Source organism: Fretibacterium sp., assembly GCF_057312375.1.
Genome location: NZ_DBHLDX010000026.1, coordinates 1 through 18,878 on the forward strand (window position 1 = coordinate 1; position 18,878 = coordinate 18,878).

The following is an 18,878-nucleotide window of genomic DNA, read 5'->3' on the forward strand; positions in this document are numbered from 1 at the left end:
TGGTACTGTGTGGGGTACACACGGGAGAGTAGGTCGCTGCCAGAAAACTGATTTATAACGGAGGGAGCTGAGTACATCTCAGCTCCCTCCGCTATTTTTATATCCTAATCCCTCAAATATCTGCCTGCCCCATCACTTACACGCGGTTGATCGAGCCGAAGAGCTCCATCTTCTCCTTGACTGTCGCCCTGATGGCGTCCATGCCGGGAGCCAGGAGCTTCCGCGGGTCGAAGCCCTTGCTCTGCCGGTCCTTGCCCGCCTCGATGTACTTGCGGGTGGCTTCTGCAAAGGCGACCTGGCACTCCGTGTTGACGTTGATCTTGGATACTCCGAGGGAGATGGCCTCTTGGATCATGGCTGCGGGGATGCCCGATCCGCCATGCAGCACCAGGGGGAGGGAGCCGGTCTTCTTCTGGATGGCGTCGAGCGTCTCAAAGGAGAGGCCCTGCCAGTTGTCGGGGTATATGCCGTGAATGTTCCCGATCCCTGCAGCCAGCATGTCGACCCCAAGCTCCGCGATGACGCGGCACTCCTCCGGGTCTGCGCACTCGCCCATCCCCAGGACGCCGTCCTCCTCGCCACCGATGGTGCCCACCTCCGCTTCGATGGATAACCCCAGGGCGTGGGCCGCGTGGACCAGCTCGCGCGTCTTCTCCAGGTTCTCGGCGATGGGGTAGTGCGAGCCGTCGAACATGATGGAGGTGAAGCCGGCCTTGATGCACTTGTAGGCCCCTTCATAAGTGCCGTGGTCCAGGTGCAGCGCGACGGGCACCGTGATCCCCAGGCCCTCGTCCATGGCCCTCACCATCGCGGACACCGTGTCAAAGCCCGTCATGTACTTTCCTGCACCCTCGGAAACGCCGAGGATGACGGGGCTCCTCAGTTCCTCCGCCGTCAGCAAGACGGCCTTCGCCCACTCCAGGTTGTTGATGTTGAAGTGCCCGACCGCGTAACGTCCCTCCCTGGCCCTCTTGAGCATTTCCGTTGCCGTCGTCAGCATTCTGAAAACCCCTTTTTGAATGAATTTGATCCTTTGAACCAAAAGTTGACTCAGGAAATCAGCGGTTAAACGCTTAAGGAAACACTGATTAAGTCGTTAAGAACTGTCACCCGTATCGTCTCCCTTCAGTGTCTGAAACTTCATCAGGCCGCGCGAAGCGCGTGGGGATTGGGACTGACGGCCCGTGAACGCCAGCGAACGGCTGCCGGAAGGCTCCCCGAAGGGGGGGCGTAGCCCCATTTTAAAATTTAGGGAAGCGCTGAAGGATACCCTTCGTTTGATGCTCCTTGATTGCTTTCAACAACTTTTTAAGATTAATCAGCGCTTCCCTAATAAAGTCTGCTTGTCGGCCCGATCGCTGCGCTTTCATTATAGCATTGCGCGCGAGCTCTCGATGAATGTGGCCTGTGCGCTGCGTTTCGTGCTTTGTTGCGCACTCGCCGCTACCCGTATTGCTTCGGCTGTCCTCCGGCTTGCCAGAGGCCAGGGACAACGACAGGCTGAGCCCTGACGGACAAGACGCTATCCAGAGCGGAGGAGGCCTCACGCCCCCGCGCGCCGTTGGGGCCGAGGGAAGCGCGGCCGGACATGCGGAAGGGCGGCAGTCGTCGTATAATCAATATAGAAAAAATTAAGGAAAGCGAGGTTCAGAGCCATGCTGGTTCTCCTGGTGCTTGCGATCTTCTGGCTGATCCTGTCGCCGTTCCTGATCTTAGAAAAGGTGGGCGATGGAACGGAGCGCCTGGCCGCCGCTTCCGAAATTTCCTAAAAGGGATGGAAACTGATTCGTGGCCGAGGCGGACGCCTTCCCGCACATCCTTCCGAAACTTCCTCTAAGGGGTGGAAACTCACGTCCGGCTACCGGTGCCAGGCCCATAACGCCCTTCCGAAACTTCCTTGTAGAGGAAAGTAAGGGCCGACCTCGTCCGCTTCGTTTATAATGATGGAGAGAGCGCGCCCGCTGCGGCGCGCGTTGGCCGAGGACGAAGGGAGATCGTTTGATGAGGCATTGTACAAGGTTTAGGTCCGTCCTGGCGGCTGCGGCGCTCCTGGCGCTCGCCGCCTTGGGCTGCGCCCCGGCGTCGGCGGTTGAGGTCGTGCAGGACGTTGAGGTCCATCGCGTGATGGGGCGCCTCTACGCTCTGGCTCTTGTAGTGAACCTGTGCCAGGTTGAGTCGGGGCGTGTGGAGCTCCCCGCGACGGCCCGGATCAAGGGATACTTTGAGGGCGACGAGGCGGAGTGGCTGGACTCCGCGCAGGTGGTCGCCGTAGGGCAGGCTTGGTGGGTCGGCGTGCCCGTGGGCCGCTACTCCGGCGCAAGGCGCTTCCTGCGGACGGAGGCCCCGGGGCTGGGCGTGATGGAGGCGCCCGGTGGGAGCCCGTGGCTCGGAGGCCCCATGGCGTGGCTTCAGGCGGCGAGCGTCGTGTCGGAGGGCAGGGGGTTTGTCGCAAAGGCGCTTTCCCTGCTCGCTGCCGCCGGCGCGGAGGAGGACGCGAACCGCCTCTTCTTGAGCCCGGACGGCGAGCTCTGGTGGATGAGCCCGGACCTTCGGGAGCCTCACCGCTCCTCGGTGCTCAACCGATGGGGCGTCCGGCCCGCGCCGGAGCTTCACGCTCCCGCTGCCGCGGCGGGAAGCGGCGAGGAGTTCCGGGCCTCCCCCGTCAGCCTGCCGGAGGACATGCACGTGGGCGGAGCGCGGAGCGACGACCTCTCCATCGGGGCGGGGGACGTGATCTTCAACCCCATCCCCAGGGTGAGGTCGGAGTGAGCGGCCCCTCAGGGCAAAAGGGCCTCCACAAAACTGAATTTTGTAGTAAAATTTAAGGACGGAGTTTGTACTTTTCGCACAATTGTCGGGCCTCTTGAGGGCAACGGCCCCCTGCGGGGCCGTAAGGCGTCCGCCGCGGCGGACGAGAGAGCATCATACGACAACGGGAGGGGTTTCTGATGAGGAAGTGGGCTTTATGCGTCGGTATGGTTCTGGTGTTGGGGCTTGCCGTTTCGGCTATGGCTGCGGACGTGCTGGTGGGCGCGTGCATCTACAAGTTCGACGACACGTTCATGACGGGCGTTCGCAACGCCATGACCGCGGAGATGAAGGAGCACAGTGGCTCGCTTGAGATCGTGGACTCCCAGAACCGCCAGCCGGACCAGAACAACCAGGTGGACACCTACATCACGAAGGGCGTCAACGCGCTGATCGTGAACCCGGTGGACCGCACGGCGGCCGCGCCCCTGATGCTCAAGGCGAAGGCGGAGGGGCTCCCCATCGTCTTCGTGAACCGCGAGCCTCAGGAGGAGGTCATGAAGAGCTACGACAAGACCTGGTACGTCGGGGCCAAGGCCGAGGAGTCCGGCACGCTGTCCGGCCAGATCATCGCGGACTACTTCAAGGCGAACAAGGCCGCGGACAAAAACGGAGACGGCAAGATCCAGTACATCATGATCCGGGGCGAGCAGGGGCACCAGGACGCCACGCTCCGCACCGAGTACTCCATCAGGGCCATGAAGGACAGCGGCTTTGAGCTGGAGGAGCTGGGCAGCGACACGGCGAACTGGGACAAGGTGCAGGGCGCCAACAAGATGAGCGGCTTCATCTCCGCCGTGGGGCTGGACAGGATCGAGGCTGTGCTGGCGAACAACGACGACATGGCGCTCGGCGCCATCGAGGCCCTGAAGGCCGAGGGGTACAACGCGGGCGACCCTGCAAAGTTCGTCCCGGTGGTGGGCGTGGACGCCACGGCACCGGCCCTTGAGGCGATGAAGGATGGCTCCATGCTGGGGACGGTCCTGAACGACGCCGTGAACCAGGGCAAGGCCGCGGTGCGCGTCGCCGTGGCCGCTGCGGAGGGCCGCGAGGTGACGAAGGAGTCCATCGGCTACGACGTCACGGACGAAAAGTACATCTGGATCCCCTATCGGAAGGTGACGTCGGAGAACTACAAGGAGTTCATGTAGTCCTGATGTCCTTCCGGCGTTGAAGGCGTTGCGGTAATTTCCGTGCCCCTGCCGGCCTCCGTCGGCGGGGGCGTTTCCTTAAAAGGGGCTCTTGACGCGATGACGTAAGGGGGAGAACCAATGAGCGAATATGTCCTAGAGATGAAGGAGATCACCAAAACGTTCCCCGGAGTGAAGGCCTTGGACGGGGTCTCGCTCAACGTGCGGCCCGGGACGGTCCACGCGCTGATGGGGGAGAACGGGGCGGGCAAGTCCACGCTGATGAAGTGCCTTTTCGGCATCTACTCCCCGGACGGCGGCGAGATCCTCCTGGACGGGACGCCGGTGCGGATCAACTCGGCCCGAGAGGCTATGGACAGCGGCATCTCCATGATCCATCAGGAGCTCCACCCCATCCGGTTCCGCCCCGTCATGGAGAACGTCTGGCTGGGGCGCTTCCCGTCGACCTGCGGCGTGGTGGACCACAAGGCGATGTACGACAGGACGCTGGCCCTGTTCAAGGACCTGGAGCTGGACGTGGACCCCGCCGCGCAGGCCGGCAGCCTGTCGGCGGCGAAGCTCCAGATGATGGAGATCGCGCGGGCCGTCAGCACGAACGCGCGCATCATCATCATGGACGAGCCCACCTCCTCCCTGACGGACCGGGAGACGGAGCACCTCTTCAAGATCATCAACCGGCTGCGAAAGCAGAACATCGCCATCATCTACATCTCGCACAAGATGGAGGAGATCCTCCAGATCGCCGACGAGGTCTCCATCATGCGCGACGGGCGCTACATCGGGACCTGGCCCGCCAGCGAGCTGACCATGGACGGCATCATCCGGCGCATGGTGGGGCGCGAGATGACGGACCGCTTCCCGCCGAAACTCGTCGCGCCGTCGGAGGAGCTGGTGCTGAAGGTGGAGCACCTGTCCTCGCCCCTGAAGAGCTCCTTCCAGGACATCTCCTTTGAGCTGCGCCGGGGGGAGATTCTGGGCATCGGCGGCCTGGTGGGAGCCCAGCGGACGGAGTTCGTGGAGGCGCTCTTCGGGCTTCGCGACGTCGCCTCCGGCACGGTGCTGAAGGACGGAGAGCCCTCCCTGTCCCACTCCCCGCGCGAGGCCAAGGCCCACGGGCTGGCCCTGCTGACGGAGGAGCGGCGGGCCACGGGCATCTTCGGCATCCTGCCGGTGCTGGAGAACACGGTGATCGCGAACCAGAAGCACTACGCGCACCTCGGCGTGCTGAACGACCACGAGCGGATCGAGGCGGCGTCGGAGTCCTGCGGCGAGCTCAACGTCAAGACGCCCTCCCTGGACACCCTCATCCAGAACCTTTCGGGAGGCAATCAGCAGAAGGTGCTCATCGCCCGCTGGCTCCTGACGAACTCGGACGTCCTGATCCTGGACGAGCCCACGCGGGGCATCGACGTGGGGGCGAAGTACGAGATCTACACCATCATGCTGAGCCAGATCGCCCAGGGAAAGTCCATCATCATGATCTCCTCGGAGATGCCGGAGCTCATGGGCATGTCCGACCGCATCATGGTGATGTGCGCGGGGCGCGTCACGGGGATGCTGAACCGGGACCAGTTCGACCAGGTCGAGATCATGCGCCTGGCGACGCAGTTTTCAAAATAGGGGCGACCGAACGGCCCGCTTGAACACATATCGATTTCGGGAGGTTTATCGAAATGGCGGAAAGACGAATCACACGCGAGAAGTACAACCGTTTCCTGCGGACTTCGGGCGCATCCGTCCTGATCCTTGGCGTCATCCTGAAAGCCGTTCAGGCCCTCCCCGCCCTGAGCGGGATCAAGGAGGCCCTGTCGCTGAAGAGCATCTACGACCTGCCCGTCTTCTTGATAATCATCGGCGCCGTGGTGGCGCTGAAGGGAGTGGCGGCCGCGCGGAGGCACGACGCCGGCGAGGAGGCGGAGGACGTGGTCCTCTCCCGCAAGTCCTTCGGCACCTTCCTGACGAACTACGCCATCCTGCTGGCCATGCTGGTCCTGGTGCTGGTCATCTGCGTCATCCAGCCGCGCTTCATGCAGGTGCGCGTGGCGCTTGACGTCCTGACGCAGTCCTCGACGCGCCTCATCATCGCCCTGGGCATCTGCTTCACACTCCTGATAGCGGGCACGGACCTCTCCGCAGGCCGCATGGTGGGGCTGGCGGCGGTCGTGTCCACCTCCATGCTGCAGACCGCGTCCTACGCCAACCGCTTCTTCCCGGACATGCCTCAGGTCAGCGTCTGGCTTCCCATCCTCCTGGCGGTGCTGGCCTGCATGGCCTTCGGCGCGCTGAACGGCTTTCTGGTGGCCAAGTACGACATGCACCCCTTCATCGCCACCCTGGCGACGCAGGTCATCATCTACGGCGCCTGTTCCCTCTACTTCGACATGCCGCCCAACAACTCCCAGCCCATCGGCGGCATCCGGCCCGACTTCACGGCCCTGGGGCAGATGAAGGTCTTCGCCAGCTCCGAGCCGGGCGGCTTTCCGGGGATATCCATCCTGATCCCCATCGCGGCGGTGATCTGCGTCCTCATCTGGTTCATCCTGAACAAGACCGTGTTCGGAAAGAACGTCTACGCCATCGGCGGCAACCGGGAGGCGGCCGTGGTGGCGGGCATCAGCGTCTTCCGCAACATCATGGGCATCTTCATCCTGGCCTCGTGCCTCTACGGCATCGCGGGGGTCCTCGAGGCGGCGCGCACGGCGGGCGCCACCAACAACTACGGCAACGGCTACGAGCTGGACGCCATCGCGGCCTGCGTGGTGGGCGGCGTCTCCCTGAACGGCGGCATCGGGCGCGTCAGCGGCATCGTGTCGGGCGTCCTCATCTTCACGATCATTCAATACGGCCTGCAGTTCGTCAACGTCTCCCCCATGTGGCAGCAGGTCATCAAGGGCGTGATCATCGCCGCGGCCGTGGCCATCGACATGACGAAGTACCGCAGAAGGTAGGGAACGTCCATGGAAGGCCTCAGCATGGAGTCGCTCTATCGGCACGTCGGCACGGAGGAGCAGGTCTACGGCGTCCGGCGCCTCATCCTGGACGAGGGGAACGCCAGGGGCGCGGCGGTGTACCAGGTGAGCACCGCCGGAGGCCTGGACTTCGACGTCCTGCCGGACAGCGGCCTCGACATTGGACGGCTGCGCTGGCGCGGCGTCAACGTCAACTACATGACGAAGAACGGGTACGACGCCCCCTCCCGCTTCCTGCCCGTCCCGGACAACTTCGACCACACCTTCCCCGGCGGGATGATGTACACCTGCGGGCTGCTTTCCGTGGGGCCCCAGTGTCGGGACGAGGAGGGGGACGGGGAGTTCCACCCCCTCCACGGCCGCTACCACGGGCAGAGCGCGCGGGGGCTCTCGGCCTCCGCGGAGGGAGGCGTCATCCGCGTGTCCGGCACGGTGAGGGAGACGGAGCAGTGGCGCCACAACCTGTCGCTGAAGCGCGTCATCACGGTGCCGGCCTGGGGCAGCGAGCTTTTGATCGAGGACGAGGTCACGAACCTGACGCCGCAGCCCGCCGAGTACGCGCTGCTCTACCACTGCAACTTCGGCTGGCCCCTGCTGGACGCGGACGCGACGCTGGAGTTGCCGGAGGACCGAAAGGTCACCCCGCGCTCGCCCTACGCGGAGGCGGGGCTGGCGGACCAGTGCCGCTGCACTGCGCCCATCGACGGCGAGGAGGAGCGCGTCTACTTCAACGAGGTGCGCCCATCCGGGGAGGACCCCATAGCCCGCCTGATCAACCGGCGGCTCAGGATCGGCGCAGAGCTCTCCTGGTCCCTGGATACGCTGCCCGTCCTCTCCCAGTGGAAGTGCATGAGGAGCGGGGAGTACGTCCTGGCCCTCGAACCCTCCACCTGCTACACGATGGGGCGCCTCGCGGAGCGCCGCCACGGGTCCATGCGGACGCTGGCTCCCTTTGCCTCCGTCCGGACGCGCGTGAAGCTGCGCTTCTTCGAGCCTAAAGATTAGGGGGCGGGGCCATGCAGGACATTCATGACATGTACGGGAGGATGCTCTCCCGGTTTCAGGAGCTCTTTGGAACCGACGGCGGGACCCCGGCGCTCTTCCGCTCGCCGGGCCGGGTGAACCTCATCGGCGAGCACACGGACTACAACGGCGGACACGTGTTCCCCTGCGCCATCTCCCTGGGGATATGGGCCCTTGCGGCGCCCCGGCAGGGGACGGATCGGGTGCGGCTCCACTCCATGAACTTTGAGGCGGACGGGACGACCGAGGCGCCGGCCCGCGGTCTGGAGTACCGGGAGGAGCGGGGCTGGGCCAACTATCCCCTGGGGGTTCTCCGGGTGCTGGAGGAGGCGGGGCATCCGCTGCCTGCGGGGCTGGACCTCCTGTTCTGGGGGAACCTGCCGGGAGGTGCGGGGCTGTCGTCCTCCGCCTCCATCGAGGTGCTGACGGCCCGCGTCGCGGACGGCCTGTTCGGAATGGGGCTCCAGGGCGTCGAGACGGCGCTTCTGGCCCAGAGGGCGGAGAACGACTTCGTGGGCATGAAGTGCGGCATCATGGACCAGTTCGCCGTCACCATGGGCAGGCGAAACTGCGCCGTATTCCTGGACTGCGCGACACTGGACTTCAAGCTCGTGCCCCTGAACCTGGACGGCTTTCGCATCGTCATCGGCAACACCAACAAGCCCCACGTCCTGGCCGGGTCGGAGTACAACCTGCGGCGGGCCCAGTGCGAGGGCGCACTGGAGGACCTGCGTCGCGTGCGGCCCGTCAAGGCCCTCGGGGACCTGACGGAGCCGGGGTTCAAGTATCTGTCGGGCATCATCCGCAACCCCGTGAACCTGCGGCGCGCCCGCCACGCCGTCACGGAGAACCAGCGCACCCTTCGCGCCGTCGCGGCCCTGGAGGTGTCGAACCTGGCGGCGTTCGGGCAGCTGATGAACCAGTCTCACGTTTCGCTGCGGGACGACTACGAGGTGTCCTGCCCGGAGCTGGATGCGCTGGTGGAGCTGGCCTGGCGGCAGCCTGGCGTGGTCGGCTCGCGCATGACGGGGGGCGGGTTCGGGGGCTGCACGGTCAGCATCGTGGAGAGCTCGCGCGTGGAGGACTTCGTCCGGGACGTGGGGGCCGGCTACGCGAAGGCCACGGGCCTGCGCGCCGACTTCTACGAGGTGGACGCGGCGGACGGCGCGGGGCGGATGGAGCGTCCCTGACGCTTTTGCCTGTGGGAAGGACGGGTGGATGACATGGCGATTCTGGTCTGCGGGGGGGCCGGCTACATCGGCTCCCACAACGTGCGCGCCCTGCTGGACCGCGGCTCTGAAGCCGTGGTGGTGGACAACCTGTGGACGGGGCATCGTCCGGCGGTCCCCGACGGGGTCCCCTTCTACGAGGGGGACGTCCGCGACGCGGCCCTGATGGACAGGATATTCTCTGAGCATAAGATCGAGGCGGTGCTGCACTTCTGCGCCTGCTCCCTGGTGGGAGAGAGCGTGGAGAAGCCCCTCTTGTACTTCGCGAACAACGTGGGAGGGATGCAGTCCCTGCTGGAGGCCATGGCGCGCCATGGGCTGCGGCAGATCGTGTTCTCGTCCTCGGCGGCCGTGTACGGCGAGCCGAGCCGCGTGCCCATCCTCGAGGACGACGAGACGAAACCCACGAACCCCTACGGCGAAACGAAGCGCGTGATGGAGCGCATGATGCACTGGGTCGGGGAGCGACACGGCATCCGGTACGTGTCCCTGCGGTACTTCAACGTGGCGGGGGCGTGGCACGACGGGAGCCTGGGCGAGGACCACCGGAACGAAACGCACCTGGTGCCCATCATCCTTCAGGTGCCGCTGGGGCGACGGGACTGCGTCACGGTGTTCGGCGACGACTACCCAACGCCGGACGGGACCTGCATCCGGGACTACGTCTACATCGAGGACCTGGCTCAGGCGCACCTGATGGCGCTGGACTACCTGGCGAAGGGCGGCGAGAGCCGTATCCTGAACCTGGGCAGCGGCGACGGCTACTCGGTGATGGAGATGATCAACGCTGCCCGGAGGGCCACGGGGCGGGACATCCCCGTGAAGGTGGGGCCCCGCCGCGCAGGGGACCCGGCGCGGCTGGTGGCGGACAGCGCCCTGGCCGGAAGGGTTTTGGGCTGGCGCCCCCAGGTGACCTCCATGGAGGACATCATCGCCTCGGCCTGGCGCTGGCACAGCGCCCACCCTCAGGGCTGGGGGAATTAGCCATGCCGGCAGCGGACGTGGACGTCAACCGCGAGCTGAACCGGCTGGTGCGCTTCGCCCTCCTGCAGGGGCTGATCGAGGCGGAGGACGCCGTCTGGGCCGCCAACGGCCTCATCGGGGAGCTGGGCCTCCCGGACCTGCGGGCGGAGCCCGTTACGGACGACCTGCTTCCGGAGTCATCGCCGGACGGCATCCTGGAGCGCATCCTGGACTGGGCGGAGGCTGCGGGGATCATCGAGGGTGGACCGGAGGAGCGGGACCTGCTGGACACGCGGCTGATGGGCGTCCTGACGCCGCGGCCCTCGGACGTCGTCAAGAGGTTCCGCGCTCTGTACCGAACCTCCCCCCGTGGGGCAACGGACTACTTCTACGGTCTGGGCGTCGCCTCGAACTACGTCCGCTCGGCCCGCACGGCGCGGAACATCCGGTGGCGGACGAGGACGGACTTCGGGGAGCTGGACGTCACCATCAACCTGTCGAAGCCGGAGAAGGACCCGCGGGACATCGCGAGGGCGGGGAAGGCCCCCGCGAGGGGCTATCCGCGGTGCCTCCTGTGCCGTGAGAACGAGGGCTTCTTCGGCCATCCGGGGCACCCGGCACGGCAGAACCTGCGTCTGATCCCCCTGGACCTGCGTCAGGGCCAGAGCTGGTTCCTGCAGTACTCGCCCTACAGCTACTACGACGAGCACTGCATCGTCCTGAACGGAGAGCACGTCCCCATGGCCATCACGCGGGAGACCTTCGAGAACCTGCTGCGGTTCCTGGACCTCTTTCCGCACTACTTCGTGGGGTCCAACGCGGACCTGCCCATCGTGGGCGGCTCCATCCTGTCCCACGACCACTACCAGGGCGGCCGCTTCGTCTTCGCGCTGGACCGGGCGCAGGTGGAGCGGGAGTACCCGGCGCGGGACAGCGTCGCCATGGGGCGCGTCAACTGGCCCATGTCCGTGCTGCGCCTCACCTCCTGCGAGGCCGCGCCGCTGATTGATGCGGCCTGCGGCGTCCTGGAGGCCTGGCGGGGCTGGAGCGCTCCGGAGGTGGGCGTGCTGTCCCGGACGGGGGATGTGCCCCACAACACCGTCACGCCCATCGCGCGGCGACGGGACGGGCGCTACGAGCTGGACCTGGTCCTGCGCAACAACCGCACGAGCCCGGAGCACCCCCTGGGGATATTCCATCCCCACGCGGACGTGCAGCACATCAAGAAGGAGAACATCGGCCTCATCGAGGTGCTGGGCCTGGCCATCCTGCCCCCGCGCCTGAAAGGGGCCCTGTCGGAGATGGCGGAGGCCTGGCTTCGGGGTGAGGCGGACCTCTCCGCCCACCCGGCTCTGGCGGCGCACGACGCCTGGTATCGGGGCCTGCGGGAGCGCCATGCGGGCCTGGAGGCGGGGGAGGTGCCGGGCATGTTCCGCGATGAGGTGGGGCACGTGTTTGCGCGGGTCCTCAGCGATTGCGGGGTCTTCAAGCGGGACGATGCCGGGCTGGAGGCCTTCGACCGGTTCGCCGAAGCGCTTTAGCGTTCCTTTTGGGGAGAGCGTCGGAATTGCCGGCGCTCTCCCCGATTTTTTCTCCCGATTCACTTTGCGTTTTCAGGTGAAAAGATGAGGCTACGATAGGCGTTTGCCCTTCGAATGTGTCATAATAAAGGGACTTTTTTGCGGGCCCTTCCACGCCTGCGGGCGGGGAAGGGATTTTTGGGTTAGCCTATCCTGGAGGAGAGCTAGTCGTTTTATGGAGATCAAGGCCGTCTACGAGAAGATGCTGCCCCGCTTTCGCGAGCTGTTCGGAGAGGGGGAGCCGACGCTGTACTTTGCCCCCGGTCGCGTCAACCTGATCGGGGAGCACACGGACTACAACGGAGGGCACGTCCTGCCCTGCGCCATCTCCCTGGGGATATGGGCCCTTGCGGTCCGGCGCGACGGGGACAGGGTCCGCGTGGGGTCCATGAACTTCGACGACAGGCCGCCGACGGAGACGGGACGCAGCGGCATCGAGCGCCGCGTGGAGTGGGGCTGGGCCAACTACCCCCTGGGAATGTTGAGCACGCTGGAAGTGCACCACTACCCCATCCCCTCCGGCCTGGACATCCTCTTCTGGGGCGAGCTGCCCGTGGGGGCGGGGCTCTCGTCCTCGGCCGCGCTGGAGGTGCTGACCGCGTGCGTCGTCAACGACCTGTTCGGCCTTCGCATCGACCGGCTGAACATGGCGATCATGGGGCAGGAGATGGAAAACCGGTTTATAGGGACCCAGTGCGGCATCATGGACCAGTTCGCCGTCAGCATGGGACGGAAGGGCTGCGCCGTGCTGCTGAACTGCGCCGCCCTGACCCACCTCTACGCGCCCCTCTACATCACGGGCTATCAGATCGTGATCGCGGACACCAACAGGCGTCAGGCGGCGGGGCGCGAGAACTACAACCTGCGCTGCCGGCAGTGCGAGGCGGCCTGTGAGGCCATCCGACGCGTGCGCCCCATCCGGACGCTCTGCGAGCTGTCGGCAGAGGACTTCAACAGGCTGGAACGCGAGATCCCGGACCCGGTGAACCGCCGACGCGCCCGCCACGCCGTCACGGAGAACCAGCGCACCCTGGACGCGGCCAGGGCCCTGAGCCTGGCGGACCTGCGCACCTTCGGCCTCCTGATGCGGGCCTCCCACCTGTCCCTGCGCGACGACTACGAGGTCACCTGCCCGGAGCTGGACGCGCTGGCGGAGCTGGCGTGGCGTCAGCCGGGGGTGATCGGCGCGCGCATGACGGGGGCGGGCTTCGGAGGCTGTACGGTCAACGTCGTGGAGCGGCATCTCGTGAGCCGCTTCATCCGCGACGTCGGCGCGGGCTACGAGTTGCAGATGGGCTGCGCCCCCAGGTTCTACGTGGCGGACGCGGCGGACGGCGCCGCGAAGGTACGGTTGCCCAAATAGGTGGCAGAGCTGCGCCTCTGACCCGCCTTTTGATCTTCATCTGAGAAAAGGGGTTATTCAATTGAAGTTCCTGGATCGCTTTTTCAATATCTCCGGGCGCGGCAGCAACCTTCAGACGGAGGTCGCCGCGGGGCTCACGACGTTCATGACGATGTCCTACATCCTGGTGGTCCACCCGTCCTTCATGGCGAACGGCGCGGGAATGGACCGCATGGCCTGCGTGGTGTCCATGGCGCTCGTGTGCGGCGCTGTCACCCTGTTCATGGGGCTCTACGCCAACCTGCCCTTCGCCCTGGCCACGGGCATGGGCGGCAACGCCTTCTTCGCCTTCACGCTGGTGAAGGACGGCATCGTCACGTGGCAGGTCGGGATGGGGATGGTGTTCCTGTCGGGGGTGGTCTTCGTCCTGCTGACGGTCCTCGGCATCCGCGAGGTCATCGTCAAGCTCATGCCGCGCTCCATCAAGCTGGCCATCGGCGCGGCGGTGGGCATCTTCATCGCGCAGCTGGGGCTGAAGAGCGCCGGGATCCTGGTCATTGACAAGGCCATGCGGTTCGGCGACCTGCACAACGCGGGGACGCTGCTCTCCGTCATCGGGCTCTTTATCGTGACGGCCTTCATGTCCTTCCGGGTGCGTGGGGCGCTCTTGTGGAGCATCATCCTCACCTCCATCATCGGCATCCCCATGGGCATCACGAAGCTGCCCGCCGCCTGGGTCGCCATGCCGGTGAGCCTGGAGCCGCTGTTCCTGAAGCTCGACGTCCTGGGAGCGCTGCACTGGCAGTTCATTCCCTTCATGTTCACCTTCTTCGTGGGGGACTTCTTCTCGACGCTGGGCACGGTGCTGGGCGTCGGCGCCAAGGCCGGGCTCCTGGACGAGAACGGCGACCTGCCGGACATCGGCAAGCCCTTCCTGGTGGACGCCATCGGGACGGTGGTGGGCTCTATCTTCGGACTGACGACCGTCACGACCTTCGTGGAGTCGGCTGCGGGCGTGGAGGAGGGGGGTAAGACGGGCATGACGGCCGTCGTCACGGCGCTCTGCTTCTTCGCCATGCTGCTGTTCGTCCCACTGATCTCCTGCGTGCCCTCCCAGGCGACGGCCCCCGTGCTGATCATCATCGGTCTGATGATGATGCCGGCCGTCCAGGGCATCAACTTCAAGGACTTCACGGAGTCCTTCCCCGCCTTCATGACCATCCTGATGACGGCCTACCTGGGGCTGGCCAACGGCATCAGCTCGGGCATCCTGTGCTACACTGCGGCGAAGGTGCTGTCCGGCCGCGGCCGCGAGCTGCACTGGGGCACGTACCTGCTGTGCGTTCCCCTGATCGCGTACTTCCTGAACCTGTAGCGCCGGCTGCGAACGCACGACAGCGCTTTGGGATAAGACTTCGGTAACGATTTCGGAGGCAATCATGCAAATTCATCCAAAGGATCGGGGACGGCTGGTGGATGCGGCGATGGGGCGTATTCCCTGCGACCTCCTCATCCACAACGTCAAGCTCTTCAACGTGTTTACCTGGGAGACCTACGAGGCCGAGGTGGGGATCGTCGACGGCTTCATCGCGTGCGTTTCCGCGGACCCGGACGGCGAAGGGGGCCGCTTCAAGATCGAGGCCCACGAACGCTACGACGGATGGGGGCAGTTCCTGATCCCCGGCTTCATCGACAGCCACCTGCACATCGAGAGCAGCATGATGACGCCGGCCCACATGGCGGAGGCCGTGCTGCCCATGGGGACGACGACCCTCATCACGGACCCCCACGAGGTGGCCAACGTCGGCGGCGTGGAGGCGGTGGCCTACATGCTGGCGGCCAGCGAGGACCTGCCCATGCGGTTCTACGTGCTGGCGCCCTCCTGCATTCCCTCTGCGCCCGGGCTGGAGAACGCAGGAGCCTCCTTCGGGGCGGCAGAGGTGGAACGCCTGATGGCCCACCCCAGGGTGCTGGGCGTCGCGGAGCTGATGGACTACCCTGGCGTGCTGTCCAACAGCAACCGGATGCGGGCCATCATGGGGGCCTGCGAGAAGCGGGACGGCTTCATGCAGGGACATGCGCCCTTCCTCTCGGGACGGGAGCTGAACGCCTACCTGGCGGCCGGCGTGCGGAGCGACCACGAGACCCGAACGGGCCGTGAGGCCAGGGAGAAGCTGCGGCTCGGAATGGACGTGGACATGCGCGAGAGCTCGGTGTCCATGGACGTTGAGGCCATCGCCCCCGCCGTCCTGGACTTCCGCTCCCTCACGAACCTGTCGCTCTGCACGGACGACCTGGAGCCGGAGGACATCCTGACTACGGGACACGTCAGCCGCGTCGCCGCCAGTGCGGTGCGGTGCGGAATGTCGCCGGAGCAGGCCGTCGTCTGCGGGACGCTCAACGCTGCGCGGGAGATCGGCATCACGAACCTTGGGGCCGTGGCCCCCGGCTTCGCCGCGGACCTGCAGATCGTGCCGGAGCTGGCCTGTCCCAGGCCCAGCGCCGTGTTCGCCGCGGGGCGCCTCGTCGCGGAGGACGGGCGCCTCGCCCTCGCCATCGAGCCCCGGTCCTTCCCCCAGGAAAAGGTCAACACCGTCCGCCTGAGGCGTCCTGACGCGGAGGACCTGAGAATCCGCGCGGAGGGGGACGCCGCGCGCGTGCGGGTCGTGCGCTACGCGACCCCGAAGGGGACCACCACGGAGTTCGGCGTCGAACGCCTGCCCGTGCTGAACGGCTACCTGAACCTCGGCGGCGACCCGGACCTGAAGTTCGTCGCCGTGTTGAACCGTCATGGCCTGAACACGCGCTTCGTGGGCGTCGTCCGGGGCTTCGGAACGCAGAGGGGTGCCTACGGCGCGACGGTGTCCCACGACTGCCACAACCTGGTGGTGGTGTACGACACTCCGGAGGACGCACTGGTCGTGATCGAGGCCCTCATCGAGTGTGGCGGAGGCAAGATCGCTGCGCTGGACGGACGGGTGATAGCCCGCCTGGAGCTGCCCATCTACGGCCTCATCTCCCGCTTACCCGCGGCGGAGCTGGCGCGCGACATCGCGGACGTCAAGGCAACGCTGCGCAGCAAGCTGGGGCTCGACGTGCCGAACCCGCTGATGCGCATCGTCTCCCTGGCCCTGCCGGTCATCCCCAAGGCGAAGTTCTCGGACCTGGGGCTGGTGGACGTGCTCCAGCAGAAGATCGTGCCGCTCTTCGTGGAGTGACCTGCGGCCAAGCGTTGGCGATTAAGAATGAAACAGGGGCCGTCCCAAATGGGCGGCCCTTTGTTATGCTCGGCTGCATGGTCACTCCATCCTTTTTCTTTAAGATCAGCTTTAATCAATCCTTCTAAACTCAAAAAAATTGCCTTTTGAGGGCTGTTTTGGGGCTTCCGAGAGGTCCGGAGAATCCGGCGGCCCCCTGTCAGGGGCCTGTGCCCGGCCTTCGGTTCTGGCTTGGACGTCCTATCCGCCCATGCGCCTGTGATAACATAATGAAGGCAGGGCGTGGTTTTTCAGGTGTTTTTGGCAGTTGAGGAAGGACGGAGGCGATGGAGGGTGAAGGGGATGAGGATACGGCGCGCGCTGCCGCTTCTGGCCGCCGCCTGTTTTTCCTGCGCGGGCTTTGCCGCCGACGGGTTTGCGGCTGCCGGCGTTGAAAAATTTGATTTGTTGACGCGAGGTGTTGTTCCGATGAATTTTGCGATGCGGTTTGATGCCCCGGAGGCTACGGGGGACGGGACGGGCGGGGTGCCGGAGAGGCGGGACGTCCCGGAGGCCATGCGATGGGACCTGGAAGCGATCTATCCCTCCTTCGAGGCCTGGGAGAGGGCCTTCAGCGACCTGGCGCCGAAGATCGACGCGCTGGCAGGCTTTGCCGGGCAGTTGGGCAGAGGGCCGAAGAAGCTTTTGGAGTACCTGAAGGCCGAGGAGGCCGTTTCTCTGGAGCTGGAGAAGCTCTACGTCTACGCCAACATGAAGAGCCACGAGGACCTGAGGGAGACGCGCCCCATGGAGCTGGCCAGCCGCATCGAGGCGCTGGCCGCCAGACACGGCGTGGCGACCGCTTTCTTTGCCCCCGAGGTCATGGGGCTGCCTGAGGACGAGCTGCGGCGCTGGGTGCGGGAGGAGCCGGATTTGAAGCTCTACGCCTTCTTCCTGGAGCAACTGCTGCGGGAGCGGGAACACATCCTGCCCAAGGCGGAGGAGGCGCTTCTGGCCAGCGCCCGAGAGGCGACGTCGGCTCCGGAGAACGCCTTTTCGCTGTTGACGAACGCGGACCTGAAGTTCCCCACGATCCAGGATGAGGAGGGGCGCAGCGTCGAGCTGACGGAGGAGCGCTGGTACAAGCTCAGCCGAAGCCCCAATCGGGACGTGCGCCGGACGGCTTTCGAGGGCATCTACGGGACCTACGACTCCTTCAAGAACGCCCTGGCCGCGCTCTACGCAGGGTCCGTGAAGGGCGACCTGTTCTACGCCAGGGCGCGGCGCTACAAGGACAGCCTGGAGGCGGCGCTCTTTGGCGACAACGTGCCCCGCAGCGTGTACGAGAACGTGGTGGACACGGCCGCTCGCTGCGCCCCCCTGATGCACCGTCTGGTGGCGCTGCGGAAGCAGGTGTTGAAGCTCGACCGGCTGCGCTATTACGACCTGAACGTCCCCATCGCCGAGGAGCCGCGGGAGGACATCCCCTACGAGAAGGCCTGCCAGATGGTGGCGGAGGCCCTGGCCCCGCTAGGGGAGGACTACGTGGCGAACTTCAAGCGCGGCCTCGCGGAGCGGTGGGTGGACGTCTATGAGAACCGGGGCAAGCGCAAGGGGGCCTACTCCTGGGGGTCCTACGCCACGCACCCCTACGTACTGCTGAACTACAACGGAACCCTGAACGACGTCTTCACGCTGGCGCACGAGATGGGACACTCCATGCACAGCTGGTACTCCCACAGGAACCAGCCCCAGGTCTACGGCGACTACACCATCCTCCTCGCGGAGGTGGCCTCGACGACGAACGAGGCACTGCTCCTGGGACACCTCCTGAAGACCGCCAAGACGGAGGAAGAGCGGAAGTGGCTCTTGAGCTACTACTACAACATGGTTCGGACGACCTTCTTCCGCCAGGCGATGTTTGCGGACTTCGAGCTTCAGGTCCACGCCCGCGCGGAGGAAGGGGGCGCCCTGACGCCGGAGTGGATGAGCGGCCTGTGGCGTGAGCTGAACGAGAGGTGCTACGGGCCGGACATGGCCCCGGACGAACTCCTGTGGGTGGAGTGGGCCCGCATCCCTCACTTCTACAGCGCGTTTTACGTCTATAAGTACGTCACGGGCTTCACCGCGGCCAACGCCTTCGCCAGTGCCATCCTTGCAGGCGAGCCTGGGGCCGTGGACCGCTACCTGAGCTTTTTGAAGAGCGGCGGCAGCGACGAATCCCTGAACATCCTGCGGCGCGCCGGCGTGGACCTGACGAGCCGGGAGCCCTTCGACCGGACGATGAAGCTGTTTCAGGAGCGACTGGAGGAGGGGGAAAGGGTTTGGGGCCGGTAGGACGGGGCTGAGGGATGTCAGTCGTTGCGCCAGCGCTGCGGAGGTGGCGAACCTCCTTGGATTCTCACCCCCGAAGTTTTACGTAAATTTTGGCACAGACTGATGTTTTTCTGGACAAAATCTCAACTTTTATATTATAATTAAGGTCCTTTCAGAACGACCTGTCACCTCTACTTATCAGTCTGAGGGCCGCGGCGTCTGGCGTTATGCCTCACTGCCGCGGCCCTTTCTTCGTCCTCCAATTTGCAGCCTTTTGAAGAATAAGCGTAAAAAATCATT

13 protein-coding genes are annotated in these 18,878 nt (G+C 65.4%); 12 read left to right on the forward strand and 1 reads right to left on the reverse strand.

Annotated features, from left to right (window positions below; all coding sequences use genetic code 11):
- Window positions 1-136: 136 nt before the first annotated feature.
- On the reverse strand, window positions 137-1,000 hold the full coding sequence (gene fba / locus ACO41U_RS05665) for a class II fructose-1,6-bisphosphate aldolase (RefSeq protein ID WP_485942267.1): 864 nt from the start codon (window positions 998-1,000) through the stop codon (window positions 137-139).
- Between the two features lie 1,001 nt (window positions 1,001-2,001).
- Between fba and ACO41U_RS05670 the strand changes: the two genes are divergently transcribed.
- The 12 genes from ACO41U_RS05670 to pepF all read left to right on the forward strand — a co-directional run bounded on the left by ACO41U_RS05670 (window position 2,002) and on the right by pepF (window position 18,599).
- Complete coding sequence (locus tag ACO41U_RS05670) at window positions 2,002-2,769, forward strand: hypothetical protein (protein WP_485942269.1); 768 nt, start codon at window positions 2,002-2,004, stop codon at window positions 2,767-2,769.
- Between the two features lie 179 nt (window positions 2,770-2,948).
- On the forward strand, window positions 2,949-3,959 hold the full coding sequence (locus tag ACO41U_RS05675) for a galactose ABC transporter substrate-binding protein (RefSeq protein ID WP_485942271.1): 1,011 nt from the start codon (window positions 2,949-2,951) through the stop codon (window positions 3,957-3,959).
- A gap of 120 nt (window positions 3,960-4,079) precedes the next feature.
- Entirely contained in the window at window positions 4,080-5,579 is a 1,500-nt protein-coding gene (locus ACO41U_RS05680; RefSeq protein WP_485942273.1) for a sugar ABC transporter ATP-binding protein, read from the forward strand.
- A gap of 53 nt (window positions 5,580-5,632) precedes the next feature.
- Complete coding sequence (mglC, locus tag ACO41U_RS05685; protein ID WP_485942275.1) at window positions 5,633-6,907, forward strand: galactose/methyl galactoside ABC transporter permease MglC; 1,275 nt, start codon at window positions 5,633-5,635, stop codon at window positions 6,905-6,907.
- A gap of 9 nt (window positions 6,908-6,916) precedes the next feature.
- Window positions 6,917-7,933: an aldose 1-epimerase family protein gene (locus tag ACO41U_RS05690; RefSeq protein WP_485942277.1), complete on the forward strand. Its 1,017-nt coding sequence runs from the start codon at window positions 6,917-6,919 to the stop codon at window positions 7,931-7,933.
- 11 nt (window positions 7,934-7,944) lie between these two features.
- On the forward strand, window positions 7,945-9,141 hold the full coding sequence (locus ACO41U_RS05695) for a galactokinase (RefSeq protein WP_485942279.1): 1,197 nt from the start codon (window positions 7,945-7,947) through the stop codon (window positions 9,139-9,141).
- Between the two features lie 33 nt (window positions 9,142-9,174).
- Window positions 9,175-10,164, forward strand: coding sequence for a UDP-glucose 4-epimerase GalE (gene galE / locus ACO41U_RS05700; RefSeq protein ID WP_298778962.1), 990 nt, complete (start codon window positions 9,175-9,177; stop codon window positions 10,162-10,164).
- A 2-nt stretch (window positions 10,165-10,166) separates the two neighbouring features.
- Window positions 10,167-11,684, forward strand: coding sequence for a UDP-glucose--hexose-1-phosphate uridylyltransferase (locus ACO41U_RS05705; protein ID WP_298778965.1), 1,518 nt, complete (start codon window positions 10,167-10,169; stop codon window positions 11,682-11,684).
- A gap of 214 nt (window positions 11,685-11,898) precedes the next feature.
- On the forward strand, window positions 11,899-13,086 hold the full coding sequence (locus tag ACO41U_RS05710) for a galactokinase (RefSeq protein WP_485942281.1): 1,188 nt from the start codon (window positions 11,899-11,901) through the stop codon (window positions 13,084-13,086).
- A 61-nt stretch (window positions 13,087-13,147) separates the two neighbouring features.
- Window positions 13,148-14,440 carry an NCS2 family permease gene (locus tag ACO41U_RS05715; protein ID WP_485942283.1) on the forward strand — a complete coding sequence of 431 codons (1,293 nt, stop codon included), beginning with the start codon at window positions 13,148-13,150 and terminating at the stop codon, window positions 14,438-14,440.
- A 64-nt stretch (window positions 14,441-14,504) separates the two neighbouring features.
- Window positions 14,505-16,283, forward strand: coding sequence for an adenine deaminase (locus tag ACO41U_RS05720; RefSeq protein ID WP_485942285.1), 1,779 nt, complete (start codon window positions 14,505-14,507; stop codon window positions 16,281-16,283).
- 468 nt (window positions 16,284-16,751) lie between these two features.
- Window positions 16,752-18,599, forward strand: a complete 1,848-nt coding sequence (gene pepF, locus ACO41U_RS05725) for an oligoendopeptidase F (protein WP_485942287.1) — start codon at window positions 16,752-16,754, stop codon at window positions 18,597-18,599.
- Window positions 18,600-18,878 lie beyond the last annotated feature (279 nt).